General features: G+C 64.8%; 13 protein-coding genes and 1 pseudogene. 10 read left to right on the top strand and 4 right to left on the bottom strand.

Translation table 11 applies throughout. The features are described from left to right. Window positions 1–77: 77 nt before the first annotated feature. Window positions 78–1,310 (top strand): annotated as a pseudogene (locus ACQKPE_RS23965) (YcaO-like family protein); the annotation flags it as partial. Between the two features lie 27 nt (window positions 1,311–1,337). On the opposite strand, the gene ACQKPE_RS23960 reads toward ACQKPE_RS23965, so the two are convergent. Together ACQKPE_RS23960 and ACQKPE_RS23955 are read right to left on the bottom strand one after the other, a co-directional pair. Next, window positions 1,338–2,291 (bottom strand): ornithine cyclodeaminase family protein, encoded by a 954-nt coding sequence (locus ACQKPE_RS23960; RefSeq protein WP_427669159.1) that lies wholly within the window; start codon window positions 2,289–2,291, stop codon window positions 1,338–1,340. Next, window positions 2,288–3,265 carry a threonine/serine dehydratase gene (locus ACQKPE_RS23955; RefSeq protein ID WP_427669158.1) on the bottom strand — a complete coding sequence of 326 codons (978 nt, stop codon included), beginning with the start codon at window positions 3,263–3,265 and terminating at the stop codon, window positions 2,288–2,290. Before ACQKPE_RS23955 ends, ACQKPE_RS23960 begins: the two co-directional genes overlap by 4 nt. A gap of 75 nt (window positions 3,266–3,340) precedes the next feature. On the opposite strand from ACQKPE_RS23955, the gene ACQKPE_RS23950 reads away from it, so the two are divergent. The 8 genes from ACQKPE_RS23950 to ACQKPE_RS23915 all read left to right on the top strand — a co-directional run bounded on the left by ACQKPE_RS23950 (window position 3,341) and on the right by ACQKPE_RS23915 (window position 11,161). Then, complete coding sequence (locus tag ACQKPE_RS23950; RefSeq protein WP_427669157.1) at window positions 3,341–3,811, top strand: GNAT family N-acetyltransferase; 471 nt, start codon at window positions 3,341–3,343, stop codon at window positions 3,809–3,811. Window positions 3,812–3,943: 132 nt separating this feature from the next. Further along, window positions 3,944–4,744, top strand: coding sequence for a substrate-binding periplasmic protein (locus ACQKPE_RS23945; protein WP_427669156.1), 801 nt, complete (start codon window positions 3,944–3,946; stop codon window positions 4,742–4,744). Between the two features lie 83 nt (window positions 4,745–4,827). Next, complete coding sequence (locus tag ACQKPE_RS23940) at window positions 4,828–5,718, top strand: LysR substrate-binding domain-containing protein (protein WP_427669155.1); 891 nt, start codon at window positions 4,828–4,830, stop codon at window positions 5,716–5,718. Window positions 5,719–5,819: 101 nt separating this feature from the next. Beyond that, window positions 5,820–6,524, top strand: coding sequence for an SDR family oxidoreductase (locus tag ACQKPE_RS23935; protein WP_427669154.1), 705 nt, complete (start codon window positions 5,820–5,822; stop codon window positions 6,522–6,524). 96 nt (window positions 6,525–6,620) lie between these two features. After that, window positions 6,621–7,526 (top strand): LysR substrate-binding domain-containing protein, encoded by a 906-nt coding sequence (locus ACQKPE_RS23930; RefSeq protein ID WP_427669153.1) that lies wholly within the window; start codon window positions 6,621–6,623, stop codon window positions 7,524–7,526. A 112-nt stretch (window positions 7,527–7,638) separates the two neighbouring features. Next, on the top strand, window positions 7,639–8,829 hold the full coding sequence (locus ACQKPE_RS23925; RefSeq protein WP_427669152.1) for a CaiB/BaiF CoA transferase family protein: 1,191 nt from the start codon (window positions 7,639–7,641) through the stop codon (window positions 8,827–8,829). Further along, window positions 8,826–9,764 (top strand): hydroxymethylglutaryl-CoA lyase, encoded by a 939-nt coding sequence (locus tag ACQKPE_RS23920; protein WP_427669151.1) that lies wholly within the window; start codon window positions 8,826–8,828, stop codon window positions 9,762–9,764. The genes ACQKPE_RS23925 and ACQKPE_RS23920 overlap by 4 nt, the downstream gene beginning before the upstream one ends. Window positions 9,765–9,829: 65 nt before the next feature. After that, the gene (locus tag ACQKPE_RS23915; RefSeq protein WP_427669150.1) at window positions 9,830–11,161 is read left to right on the top strand and encodes an MFS transporter; all 1,332 of its coding nucleotides are present in this window, start codon (window positions 9,830–9,832) and stop codon (window positions 11,159–11,161) included. A gap of 3 nt (window positions 11,162–11,164) precedes the next feature. Here the strand turns inward: ACQKPE_RS23915 and ACQKPE_RS23910 are convergent, their stop codons facing one another. Then, a complete protein-coding gene (locus ACQKPE_RS23910; protein WP_427669149.1) occupies window positions 11,165–11,410 on the bottom strand; it encodes a hypothetical protein in 246 nt (81 codons plus the stop codon). A gap of 122 nt (window positions 11,411–11,532) precedes the next feature. Further along, window positions 11,533–12,453: a glutaminase B gene (gene glsB / locus ACQKPE_RS23905; RefSeq protein ID WP_427669148.1), complete on the bottom strand. Its 921-nt coding sequence runs from the start codon at window positions 12,451–12,453 to the stop codon at window positions 11,533–11,535. A gap of 268 nt (window positions 12,454–12,721) precedes the next feature. Between glsB and ACQKPE_RS23900 the strand changes: the two genes are divergently transcribed. Next, window positions 12,722–13,029 (top strand): carbon starvation CstA family protein (locus tag ACQKPE_RS23900; protein WP_427669147.1); only part of this gene is annotated, 308 nt, incomplete at its 3' end.

The raw sequence follows: 13,029 nt of genomic DNA, 5'->3' as shown, positions 1-13,029 counted from the left end.
GCTCCCGATGAAAGGCGAGCAACTCAGGTAGCGTGGTCGTCAAGCCAAACGCTGTCAGATCGATGAAGCCCGTTGTACTTGCCTCTTTTTCCAGCGCCGGCAACACCTTGGTCGAAGCCCAGGTGCAGTGCTTGTCGGAGATCTTCGAGCGGGCGGTCAAGCGTGAAATCCTCGAGGGCGAACTGGCCCTGCCGGATGTGCCGCAGGAGGTGCTGGCCAAGTACCCGGGCATCGTTGCCGGCATCCAGGGCCTTGAAGAGCAGGGCTTCCCGGTGCTGGTCAAGGATGCCTCGCTGGGCGGCGAGTTCCCGGTGATGTGCGTAACCTTGATGAACCCGCGCACCGGCGGGGTATTCGCCTCGTTCGGTGCGCACCCAAGCTTCGAGGTGGCGCTGGAGCGCAGCCTGACCGAACTGCTCCAGGGGCGCAGCTTCGAGGGCTTGAACGACCTACCGCAGCCAACCTTCGAAAGCCATGCGCTGACCGAGCCGAACAATTTCGTCGAGCACTTCATCGACTCCAGCGGCGTGGTGTCGTGGCGCTTCTTCAGCGCCAAGGCCGACTTCGAGTTCGTCGAGTGGGACTTCTCCGGCCAGGGCGAGAACTCCAACGCCGAGGAGGCCGCGACCCTGTTCGGCATCCTCGAAGACCTGGGCAAGGAAGTGTACATGGCGGTGTACGAAGACCTCGGCGCCAAGGCCTGCCGCATTCTGGTGCCGGGCTATTCGGAGATCTACCCGGTGGAGGACCTGGTCTGGGACAACACCAACAAGGCCCTGGCCTTCCGCGCAGACATCCTCAACCTGCACCGCCTCGACAACCGGGCGCTCAAGGCCCTGCTCAAGCGCCTGGACAACACCGAGGTGGATGAATACACCACTATCACCACGCTGATCGGCGTGGAGTTCGACGACAACACGGTGTGGGGCCAGTTGACCCTGCTGGAGCTGAAGCTGCTGATCAACCTGGCCTTGCAGCGTTTCGACGCGGCCAAGGAGCTGGTGGAGATGTTCCTGCAGTTCAACGACAACACCGTTGAGCGCGGGCTGTTCTACCAGGCCTTGAACGTGGTGCTGGAGGTGGAGCTGGACGATGAGCTGGAACTGGAAGACTACGAGGTGAACTTCCGGCGCATGTTCGGCGATGCGCGCATGGATGCGGTGCTGGGCTCGGTGCAAGGCAGCGTGCGTTTCCATGGCCTGACCCCGACCAGCATGCAGCTCGAAGGCCTCGACCGGCACCAGCGCCTGGTCGACAGCTACAAGAAGCTGCACGCGGCCCGGGCGCGAGCGGCGGGGCTGGCGGGCTGAGGCTGGGCCCCGCTCCTACAGGGTCTTCTATAGCCTTGGGCTGAGTGCCTCGAGCACACAGCCGGCAATTTGCGCATCCTGCACGGCCACGCCGGTCAGGTCGGCGAGGGTCACCTGCTGTTCATTTTCGCGCCCTTGCACATGCCCCGCGAGCACGCTACCCAGCTCGCTGAGTGCGTGCAGGCCGAGCAGCCCGGCCTTCAGTGCATGGGACACCTCGCCGTACTGGCTGCACTGGCGGACCGAGTCGACCACCACCCGGTCGGCACGTGCTACCAGGGCCGGGTCAAGTTCCTGCTTGCCCGGCGCGTCGGCGCCCACCGCCGTGATATGGGTGCCGGGGCGTATCCACTGGCTTTGCAGCAAGGGTTCGCGCGATGGCGTGGTGCAGACAATCAGGTTGGCACCACGCGCCACCTGCTCGGCATCGCGGGTGGTTTGCACATTGAAGCCCAGGCCCGCAGCAAACGCCCGATAACGTTCCAGCGCCGCGTCCTCGCGTCCCCACGCCAATACCTGGCGACAGTCGGTAACCGCCGCCAGGTGTTCGAGTTGCAGGCGTGCCTGCAGGCCAGTGCCGAGGATGCCGATGGCCGAGACCTCACGCGGCGCCAGCAGGCGTGCAACGATGCGGCCCGCCAGCGCGGTGCGCATGGCAGTCAGCCAGCCTTGGTCCTGCAACAGCGCCAGCGGCTGCCCGGTGCGGGCCGACAGCACCAGCATCAAGCCGTCGTTGCTGTCCAGGCCTTGCTGGGGGTTGTCGTAGAACCCGGTGGAGATTTTCACCGTGAAAGTGTCGCTGCCCTCGATGAACGCCGACTTGACGCAGCAGTCGCCATTGGCCGCCGTGAACAGGAACCCCTGCACCGGCGGCACCTGCACCTTGCCCGCGGAAAAGGCGATGAAGCCTTGTTCCAGGCGCTGCTCGGCCAGCGCCAGGTCGAGGTGGGCGATGATCTGCTGCTGGTCGAAAACCTTCATTGCACTGCCTCGAGGAATTTTTCCAGCACGATGTTGCGCCCGCAAATGATCACCGCCACTCGCTTGCCCTGGTACTCGCTCGCCAGTTTCTGCATGCCCGCCACCGCCACGCCCGCAGCGCCTTCGATGATCCAGCGTTCGCTGCTGGCGACATCGCGCATGGCCGCGCGAATCTGTGGTTCGCTGACCAGTACGGTACGGGTCAGCAGTGCCTGGCACAGGGGGAAGGTAATGGCGCCGGGCTCGACGCCACCGGCGGTACCGTCGGAAAGCGTGTCGTCCTCGTCCATCTCGATGATTTCGCCAGCCTCCAGCGAGCGTTGCAGGGTCGGGGCGTTGGCGGGCCAACAGCCGATGACCTCGACCTTCGGGTTCACCGCCCGCAACGCGGCGGCGATACCTGAGACCAGGCCGCCACCACCCACGGCCACGAACACTGCGTCCAGCTCCGGGGCCTGTTCGAGCAGTTCCATGCCAACGGTGCCTTGGCCGGCGATGATCTGTTCGTCGTTGTAGGGCGAGACGAACGGCTTGCCTTGCAGGGCGGCCTGGCGTGCGGCCTCGAGCTCCACACCCAGTGGGTCGAGGTCGAGGCTGACCACCTCGGCGCCGAGTGCGCGAATGGTCTCGACCTTGTAGGCCGAGGCCGATGTGGTTGTGTACACGGTCACCGGCACGCCAAGCAGCTTGCCGGCCAGCGCCAGGCCCTGGCCATGGTTGCCGGAGGAGGCGGTAACCACGCCCAGCCGACGCTGCGCCTCGGGCAGCAGGCGCAGCTTGTTGCTGGCGCCACGGAACTTGAAGGAGCCGGTGTGTTGCAGGTGCTCGCACTTGAGGTGGACACTGCAACCGGTCTGCGCCGAAAGCCTTGGGCTGTAGCTCAGCGGCGTGACCGCCACTTGTGGACGCAGGGCCTGGTGTGCATCGGCGATGGCCGCCTGGAGTGTGGCGAGGTCGGGGGTATCTGGCGGCATCGGGCAAGTCTCTTTGTGGAATTAATGTCTACAGTGGACTAAATTTATTCAAATGACAAGCTGGAGGAGCTGGCCTTGCAGGCAGTCGAACCCATTCGCCGGGCAACCGTAGATGACGTCGAGGCGATCACTGCGGTCGTCAACGAGGCCTATTCACCTTATATCGCCAGGATCGGCAAGCCACCGGCGCCGATGCTCGACGACTACCGGCAGGTGCTCGAACAGGCCCAGGTGCATGTCGCCACCCAGGATGGGCACGTGGTGGGTGTGCTGGTGACCGACCAGGAAGACCACGACCTGTGGCTGCTCAATATCGCTGTGCTGGCGCGCTGCAAAGGCCAGGGCCTGGGCAAGCGCTTGATGGCGTTCTGCGAGGCACAGGCCAGGGCGGCAGGTTGCTCGGCCATAAAGTTGTATACCCACGAAAAAATGACCGAGAACCTCGACATCTATACTCGCCTGGGTTTCGTGGAGACCCATCGCGCGGTGCAGAGCGGTTTCGCCCGTGTATTCATGTACAAACCACTGGTTGCGTCAGGCACTTAGCTGGCCAGCACGTAGGACACTTCACTGGCGGCCTGCGGTTTCTGGGCCAGAATGTGTAGACCCCCAGTTCCATCCGTTAGCCAGCATGGGGTCGGCAAACGGGTTGAATCGCCAGCGAGGCCGGGTTTGCACATGAACGAGCACTGCCCACGACTGTTGTTGCTGTTGTCGCTCAGCCTGGCCTGGCTGCCTGCGGCTGGCTGGGCGGACGATTGCAAGCACTTGGTCGCCACGGGCAACCCAGAATACCCACCGTACCTGTGGCGCGACCCGCACGACCCCACCCAGCTGATGGGCGCCAATGCCGACCTGCTGAAACAAGTGGCCAAGGAACTGGGCCTGGTGGTCGAGGTGGTCTACGCCGGCCCTTGGTCGCGCGCCCAGGAAGAGGCCCGCACCGGCCGTATCGACATGCTGGCCGGGTATTTCCTCACCGACGCGCGCCAGCAGGCGATGGATTTCATCAAGCCCGCGTTCCTGTTCACCCCCAGCGTGGTCTGGGTCAGGGCCGACGACACCTTCGCATACACCGGCTGGGCCGACTTGCACGGACGCAACGGCGGCACCTTGGTCAGCAACAGCCATGGCCAGAAGTTCGACGACTACGCCAAGGCCCACCTCAACCTCGAAGCGGTGCCCACCGCCGCGCAGGCCTTCCAGAAGCTGCTGCACAAGCGCAACGACTATGTGATCTACGAACAATTTCCCGGCGTGGCGCTGGCGCAGACCCTGGGTGTGCAGCACAACCTCAAGGTGCTGGAGCCGCCGGTTTCCAGCGAGGGCCTTTACCTGGCCCTGTCGCGCGAGGCGCCGTGCATCACCCCCACCTTGCGTGAAGCGCTGGAGCGCAAGATGCGCGAGGTGGTCGCCAGTGACCTGCCTGAACGGCTGGTGCAGGAGAACCTGGAGCGCTGGAAGGCGCAGCAGCAATAAGCGCGTCTTTGGCGCGTCGTGGCTTTCTTTGCCACGCACTTCGACGTAGCCTTGGGTATTCCCGAACCCAGTAGAAAAACAGCATGCCTGAAGGCTTTCCCTCATTACCGCCACTCAACGCCCTGCGGGTGTTAGAGGTGGTCAGCCGACACCTGAACTTCCGCCTGGCCGCCCAGGAGCTTGGGGTGACCCAGGCGGCGGTGGCGCAGCAGGTGCGGGGCCTGGAGGCCAACCTGGGCTTGCCCTTGTTCGAGCGCCTGCCGCGCGGCCTGGGCCTGACCGATGCGGGCAGGGCCTACAGCGCCAGCGTGCGTGCCGCATTGGCGATGATCGATGACGCCACCCGGCTGCTGCGCCCGGCGGCGCAACACCTGACCGTCAGCGTGACCCCGACCTTCGCCGCGAAATGGCTGATGCCAAGGCTGGGCCACTTCGCCGAGGCGCACCCGGACATCGACCTGCGCCTGCTGGCCAGCGACCGGCTCTCGCATTTTCATACCGATGGCGTCGACCTCGCCGTGCGCCACGGCCAGCCACCCTTTGGCACCGGTCTGAACGCCGAGTTGCTGATGGCCCCACCGATCGTTGCAGTGGCGAGCCCCGCGCTGCTGGCGCAGAAGGGCAAGCCGAGTGACTTCGAAAGCTTGCAGCGCTTCACCCAGTTGCATGATGCCCACGACTTCTGGCCACTGGTCAGCGCGACGCTGTTTCAACAGCCTGGCGCGTCGACCGCCAAGCATATGCGCTTCAACCAGACCTCGCTGGCGGTCGAGGCGGCCATCAACGGCCAGGGTATTGCCCTGGCAAGCCTGGCGTTCGTCGACGAGGACATCGCCAACGGGCGGCTGGTGCAGGTGTTCGACCGGCAGTTGGCGCTCGACAAGGGGTTCTACCTGGTGTGGCCACGCAAGGCGCGGGCCTCGGAGGCGCTGGCGGTGGTCAGGGCATGGTTGATGGCTCAGGTAGCGCCATAGGCAGTAGTTTTTCTATCGATATGACGAAGCCAGGCTGCCTCCCTCGCAGAGCGCGGCGCTGCTAACCTGAGCCCACTCAACTCACGTGTTCAGGAGGCAACATGTCCATCGACAAAGTCGCGATCATCACCGCCGGGGGCAGCGGCATGGGCGCAGCCGCTGCGCGGCGCCTGGCCGCAGACGGCTTCAAGGTCGGCATTCTTTCATCCTCGGGTAAGGGCGAGGCGCTGGCGCAGGAGCTTGGCGGTGTCGGCGTGACCGGCAGCAACCAGTCGGTCGAGGACCTGCAACGCCTGGTCGACGCGGTGATGGGCCGCTGGGGGCGTGTCGATGTGCTGGTCAACAGCGCAGGCCATGGCCCGCGTGCGCCGATCCTGGAAATCAGCGATGACGACTGGCACAAGGGCATGGACACCTACCTGCTCAACGTCATCCGTCCGACTCGCTTGGTCGCGCCGATCATGCAGCGCCAGCGGGGCGGGGTGGTGATCAACATCTCCACTGCCTGGGCCTTCGAGCCCAGCGAGATGTTCCCGACTTCCGCCGTGTTCCGGGCAGGTCTTGCGGCCTTCAGCAAGATCTTCGCCGACACCTATGCCGGCGACAACGTACGCATGAACAACGTGCTGCCCGGCTGGATCGACAGCCTGCCGGCCACCGAGCAGCGCCGCGACAGCGTGCCGCTCAAGCGCTATGGCAGCAGCGAGGAGATCGCCGCGACCATCGCCTTCCTGGCCAGCGAGGGTGCGGCCTATATCACTGGGCAGAACATCAAGGTCGATGGCGGGTTGACCCGGCACGTGTGAGCGGCCACAGACCAGAGGCCATGGCTCCAGCATGAATTTCCGTGAGCGGCGCCAGCCGTTATCCTTGGGCCTCTCTCTGCCGAACGAGCCTTCCCCATGCTCCTCCGACACCTGGTGCGCCGCCTCGACCTGATCACCCTGCAACTGTTCGTTGCAGTGCACGAGGAAGGCACACTGACCCGCGCGGCCGAGCGCGAAATGATCGCGCTGTCGGCGGCGAGCAAGCGCCTGAACGACATGGAGCAAACCCTGGGCATCGAGCTGTTCGAGCGCAATGCCAAGGGCATGGGGCTGACGGCGGCGGGGGAGACGCTGCTGTACTACGCCAAGCGCATCCTGGCCGATGTGGAGAAGATCGGCATCGATGTCGGCGAGCACCTGCAAGGGGTGCGCGGCTACGTGCGTATGCTGGCCAATATCTCGGCGATCATCGAGTTCCTGCCTGAAGACTTGCAGGCGTTCATGGCCAGCCATGGGCAGGTGCGCATCAACCTGGAAGAGCGTCCCAGCGCCGGAGTGGTGAAGGGCATTGTCGATGGCATCGCCGACATCGGCATCTGCTCGGCGGATACCGAGATCAAGGGTCTGCACGCAGTGCCTTACCGGCAGGACCAACTCGTGGTGGTGATGCGCCCGGAGCACAGCCTGGCCGGTCGCGAGCGCATCGAATTCAGCGAAGCCCTGGACTTCGACCACGTCGGCCTGCATGCCGACAGCTTCATCAACCTGCGCACCCATGCCGCCGCACGTGCTTGCGGCAAGCTGCTGCGGGTGCGCATCCATGTGCCCGGTTTCGATGCGGTGTGCCGCATGGTGCAGGCCGACTTCGGCGTGGGCGTGTTGCCACTGAAGGCCTTCGAGCTGATCGGCAGGCCATTGGGGCTCAAGGCGGCGGTGCTGGAGGACGACTGGGCGGTGCGCAGCATGTTGCTGGTCATCCGCGATACCCAGGCGCTTTCGCCGGTCAGCAAGCTGCTCTACGAGCACTTGCAGGGCCTCTAGCGCCGGGGCCTTCGTGTTTCGCGAAGGCCCATTGCCGATTTACGGTTGGAAGGGTGGGGCGGGGCTGCCATAGGCTTGGATCAAATTCCAAGAACAAGAGGTTTCCTTCCTCATGACTGCCCTCAACGGCCTGCGCGTCATTGAAATCGGAACCTTGATCGCCGCGCCTTTTGCCGCCCGCCTGTTGGGCGAGTTCGGCGCCGAAGTGATCAAGATCGAATCCATGGGCCACGGCGACCCCCTTCGCAAATGGCGAAAGATGCACGAAGGCACCTCGCTCTGGTGGTACCTGCAATCGCGCAACAAGAAGTCCCTGGCGCTGAACCTCAAGTCGCCCGAGGGCATCGCCTTGGTCAAGCAACTGGCCGAAAGCGCCGACGTGTTGATCGAGAACCTGCGCCCCGGGGCCCTGGAAAAACTCGGCCTGGGCTGGGACGTGCTGCACGCGCTGAACCCCAAACTCACCCTGGTGCGCATTTCCGGCTACGGCCAGACCGGCCCGTACCGCGACCGCCCAGGTTTCGGTGCAATTGGCGAGGCCATGGGCGGTATCCGCTACACCACCGGCACACCGGGTATTCCTCCGGCGCGGGTAGGGGTGAGCCTGGGGGATTCGCTGGCTTCCATGCACGCAGTGATCGGCGCGCTGATGTCGGTGCTGCGGGTCAAGACCGGGCAGGGCGATGGCCAGGTGGTGGACGTGTCGCTGGTGGAAAGCGTGTTCAACGTCATGGAAAGCCTGGTGCCCGAGTACGCCATGATGGGCCATGTGCGTGAGCGCACCGGGGGCGCGCTGCCTGGCATCGCGCCTTCCAATACCTACCCCACGGCCGACCAGGCCTATGTGGTGATCGCGGGCAACAGCGATCCGATCTTCCAGCGCCTGATGCTCGCCATCGGCCGGGCCGACCTGGCCGAGCGGCCGGACTTCGCGCACAACGACGGCCGCGCCCGGGAGAGCGGCATGCTCGACCAGGCGATCAGCGACTGGACCCTGCGCCACCCCATCGAACACGTGCTGGCCGTGCTGGAGCAGGCAGAAGTGCCCGCCGGGCGCATCTATTCAGTGGCCGATATCGTTGCCGACCCGCACTACCAGGCCCGCGACATGATCCTCGACACCACGCTGCCTGGCGGCGCCGAGGTCAAGATGCCGGGCATCGTGCCCAAGCTTTCGCAAACCCCCGGCCAGGTCAATTGGCAAGGCCCGACACTGGGTCAACACACTGACGCCGTGCTGGCTGGCCTGGGCCTGAGTGACGAGCAGGTGCAGCGCCTGAAAGCTGCGGGGGTGGTGCAATGATCACCGACTATTCCGAGCGCCTGGTCGTGCAGGAGGTTTCCCCGCGCGATGGCTTGCAGATCGAGCCGGTGTGGGTGGAAACCGCCGACAAGGTCGCGTTGATCGACCAGCTGTCGCTGGCAGGCTTCTCGCGCATTGAGGCCGGCTCGTTCGTTTCGCCAAAGGCCATTCCCGCACTGCGCGATGGTGATGAGGTGTTCCGTGGCATCCGCCGCCAGCCTGGGGTGATCTATGTCGCCCTGGTGCCCAACCTCAAGGGCGCCGAGCGTGCCCTGGCGGCCGACGCCGATGAACTGAACCTGGTGATGTCCGCCAGCCAGACCCACAACCGCGCCAACATGCGCATGAGCTGCGAGCAGTCGCTGGCGGCGTTCGCCGATATCGTGGCCCTGGCCAAGGGCACCTCGGCGTCGCTCAACGCCAGCATCGCCACCACCTTTGGCTGCCCGTTCGAGGGCGCGATCGACGAAGACCGCGTGCTGGCGATCGTTGAGGCGTACCTGAAACTGGGGGTGACCGGCATCAGCCTGGCCGACACCACCGGCATGGCCAACCCGCGGCAGGTCGATCGTCTCGTGCGCCGGGTGCTGACCCGTATGTCGGCGAACGCGCTGACCCTGCATTTCCACAACACCCGCGGCCTTGGCCTGTGCAACGTGCTGGCCGCCTATGAAGCCGGGGCGCGGCGTTTCGATGCCTCGCTCGGCGGGCTGGGCGGCTGCCCGTTCGCGCCGGGCGCCTCGGGCAACATCTGCACCGAAGACCTGGTCAACCTGTGCGACGAGGTCGGCATTCCCACCGGTATCGACCTTGCCCACCTGCTGCAACTGTCGCGCACCTTGCCGGCCCTGCTCGGCCACGAACTGCCCGGCCAGGTGGTCAAGGCCGGGCGCAACTGCGACCTGCACCCGACCCCGGCCGGCCTGTTCGACTGAACGCTTCACCCAGACAACAAAAACAATCGGGCGCCTGGGTTCCAGGCCGCCCACTGGAGACTGAAATGACCCTATCCGCGACCTCCACCGGCGGTTTCGCCGACGACGTCAGTGCCGAGAAAGCCATCGTCCGCAAGGTGGCCTGGCGCATCATGCCGTTGATCATGATCTGCTACCTGTTCGCCTTCTTCGACCGCATCAACATCAGCTTCGCCAAGTTCCAGCTGCAGGCCGACCTGTCCTTGAGCAACACCGCCTACGGCCTGGGCGCGGGCCTGTTCGTGGTGGGCTACGTGCTGTTCGAGGTGCCCAGCAACATGATGCTGTACAAGGTCGGCGCGCGCCGCTGGATCGCCCGCATCATGATGTCCTGGGGCGTGGCCACCGCGCTTATGGTGTTCGTCACCGCTGAATGGCAGTTCTACGTGCTGCGCTTTCTGATCGGCGCCATGGAGGCCGGGTTCGCCCCTGGCGTGCTGTATTACCTGACGCTGTGGTTCCCACAGAGCTACCGTGGGCGCATCACCTCGATGCTGTTCCTCGCCTCGGCGTTCGCCGGGCTGATCGGCGCGCCGGTCTCGGGCCTGGTGCTTGGGCATATGGATGGGCTGCTCGAGATGCGCGGCTGGCACTGGCTGTTCCTGCTCGGCGGGGTGCCTTGCGTGCTGCTGGGGCTGGTGGTGCTGCGCACCCTCAAGGACCGGGTGGCCGATGCCCAGTGGCTGACGCCCGAGGAGAAGACGTTGCTGGCCAGCCGCATCGCCAGCCATGAGGCGAACAAGCACGGCTCGCTGCTGGCGGCGATCCGCCTGCCGGGTTTCCTGATGCTGGGGGTGATCTACTTCCTGATCCAGGTGGCGTCCTACGGCCTGAATTTCTGGGCACCGCAGTTGATTCGCAGCGCGGGCACCGAAAACCCGGTGATCATCGGGCTGCTGACCGCCGTGCCATATATCTGCGGGGCAATCAGCATGGTGGTGATCGGGCGCCTGTCCGATGCCAGCGGCGAGCGTCGTAAATTCGTCTGTGGCTTGGTGGTGGCGGGGGCGATCGGCTTCTTCTGCGCCGGTATCTTTGCCGAGCACACCCTGCTGCTGGTGTTCGCCCTGGCGTTGCTGGGGGCGGGCATCATCGCCTCGATCCCGGCGTTCTGGGCTTTGCCGCCGAAGCTGTTGGCCGGTGCTGGAGCGGGGGCGGCGGGCGGTATCGCGCTGATCAACACCCTGGGCCAGTTCGGCGGCATCGTCAGCCCGGTGATGGTGGGCTACATCAAGGATATGAGCGGTAGTACCACGCCTGCGTTGTACGTGATCGGCGTTACCAGCCTGCTGGCGGCCGCCTTGCTCTACTGGGGGCTGCCGGAGCGCCTGCGGACTCGGGACAAGCCGAGCCGCTGAGGGTCAGCTGCGGGTCGCAGGGTAGCGCTCGACGCTGTCGGTGACGGTAGTCGGGCTGTCGGCCCGCAGGATCGACAGCCTGCGCTGCTCGTAGGCTTCCTGGGAAAGCCCCTGGCGTTGCAGGGCTTCGAGCTGCAACTGGCGGGCTTCCTCGGCGCTGTAGGGGCGCAGTTCCGGGTGGTTGGCGCAGCCGCCGAGCACAAGGGCGGCGGCCAGGGCGGCGAAGAGCAGGCGGGCAGGGCGGTTCATCGTATGCAGTCCCATGATTCAAACGATGTGAGTCGATGGGTAAAGCTTATTGGCCGCCGCCCAGCAGCAGAAATCGCCGCTTTCAATAGTGACTATCGAAGGTGGCTATAGCCACTATCGGATTATGGCAGCGGCGAGTACACCGAACCTGTCATGCGTTCGCTCAACAGCTCCAGGGCACGCAACCCGGCCAGCGAGTTGCCCGCCGCATTCAGCGCCGGCGACCACACGCAAATGCTGTAGCGCCCCGGCACGATCGCCACGATACCGCCACCCACGCCACTTTTGCCCGGCAACCCCACGCGGTAGGCGAAGTTGCCGGCCTCGTCGTACAGCCCGCTGGTGGCCATGACCGCGTTCACCTGCTGCGCCTGGCGCGGGCTCAGCACCTGCTCGTCGCTGTGGGCGCAGTAGCCGCTGTTGGCCAGGAAGGAAAACCCGCGCGCCACGTCCACGCAGCTCATCGACAGTGCGCAGTGGTGGAAGTAGCTGCGCAGCACCGCGTCGACATCGTTATGGAAGTTGCCGAACGCCTGCATCAGGTAGGCCATGGCCGCGTTGCGCGCGCGGTGCTGGTATTCGGACTCGGCCACCACCGCGTCGCTGACCATGCGCGGGTTGCCGGCCAGGCGGCGGACGAAGTCGCGCATCGACAGGGAAGGGGTGGCGTAGCGCGACTGGTTGATGTCGCAGATCACCAAGGCGCCTGCGTTGATGAACGGGTTACGCGGGCGGCCCTTTTCCACCTCCAGCTGCACCAGCGAGTTGAATGCCTGGCCCGAGGGCTCGTAGCCCAGGCGGGTCCAGATGTCCTCGCCGCTGTTGCGAATCGCCTGCACCAGGCTGAACACCTTGGAAATGCTCTGGATCGAGAACGGCGTGCGCGCATCGCCCGCGCAGTGCAACTGGCCGTCCACGCCATACACGGCGATGCCCAGCTGGTTGGGGTCGACCTCGGCCAGGGCGGGGATGTATTGCGCCACCTGGCCTTGGCTAAGCAACGGGCGGACGTGGTCGAGGATTTCCTGCAGGAGTGCTTGCATCGATGGAGCCCTGAAGTTTGCGCTAGAGCGGTTGGAAAGCAGAGACGACACGCCTGCACGATAGAACACATCGGACATCAGGCGGTGTCTAGGCAGGGCGAGTAGTCTCAGAATAATGGCATCTCTACGTATTACTACTTAGTCCCTCCGCGTAGTACTGCGAATTTTCTCCTTGGCTCGGTAGGCCGAAAGTGTGCATCGTCCTACCCGGGCACACACAACAACAAAAATTGCCGCAGGCCACACGCCCGTGGCTGGAGAAAATCCAATGTCCAATCTGGCTACCCGAATTGCCTGGTTTGCCGTTGCTCTGCTTGGCGCTTTTGCGCTCGGCACCCTGGCCTTGCGGCGGGGCGAAGCAATCAATGCCCTCTGGATCGTTACCGCTGCTGTCGCGATCTACCTCGTTGCCTACCGCTACTACAGCCTGTTCATCGCCAACAAGGTGATGCGACTGGATGCTGGTCGCGCCACCCCCGCTGTACTCAACAACGATGGCCTGGACTACGTCCCGACCAACAAGCACATCCTCTTCGGTCACCACTTCGCTGCCATCGCAGGCGCCGGCCCTCTGGT

This window comes from Pseudomonas sp. NPDC089554 (assembly GCF_050280645.1).
Taxonomy (GTDB): Bacteria; Pseudomonadota; Gammaproteobacteria; order Pseudomonadales; family Pseudomonadaceae; genus Aquipseudomonas.
This window is presented reverse-complemented; position numbering and strand designations above follow the sequence as displayed.

Excerpts from the sequence above, each read along its gene's own strand:
- ACQKPE_RS23915 (WP_427669150.1), top strand. The coding sequence starts at position 9,830 with ATGACCCTATCCGCGACCTCCACCGGCGGTTTCGCCGACGACGTCAGT.
- ACQKPE_RS23910 (WP_427669149.1), bottom strand. The coding sequence starts at position 11,410 with ATGAACCGCCCTGCCCGCCTGCTCTTCGCCGCCCTGGCCGCCGCCCTT.
- glsB (WP_427669148.1), bottom strand. The coding sequence starts at position 12,453 with ATGCAAGCACTCCTGCAGGAAATCCTCGACCACGTCCGCCCGTTGCTT.
- ACQKPE_RS23945 (WP_427669156.1), top strand. The coding sequence starts at position 3,944 with ATGAACGAGCACTGCCCACGACTGTTGTTGCTGTTGTCGCTCAGCCTG.
- ACQKPE_RS23940 (WP_427669155.1), top strand. The coding sequence starts at position 4,828 with ATGCCTGAAGGCTTTCCCTCATTACCGCCACTCAACGCCCTGCGGGTG.
- ACQKPE_RS23925 (WP_427669152.1), top strand. The coding sequence starts at position 7,639 with ATGACTGCCCTCAACGGCCTGCGCGTCATTGAAATCGGAACCTTGATC.
- ACQKPE_RS23960 (WP_427669159.1), bottom strand. The coding sequence starts at position 2,291 with ATGAAGGTTTTCGACCAGCAGCAGATCATCGCCCACCTCGACCTGGCG.
- ACQKPE_RS23955 (WP_427669158.1), bottom strand. The coding sequence starts at position 3,265 with ATGCCGCCAGATACCCCCGACCTCGCCACACTCCAGGCGGCCATCGCC.
- ACQKPE_RS23935 (WP_427669154.1), top strand. The coding sequence starts at position 5,820 with ATGTCCATCGACAAAGTCGCGATCATCACCGCCGGGGGCAGCGGCATG.
- ACQKPE_RS23930 (WP_427669153.1), top strand. The coding sequence starts at position 6,621 with ATGCTCCTCCGACACCTGGTGCGCCGCCTCGACCTGATCACCCTGCAA.
- ACQKPE_RS23920 (WP_427669151.1), top strand. The coding sequence starts at position 8,826 with ATGATCACCGACTATTCCGAGCGCCTGGTCGTGCAGGAGGTTTCCCCG.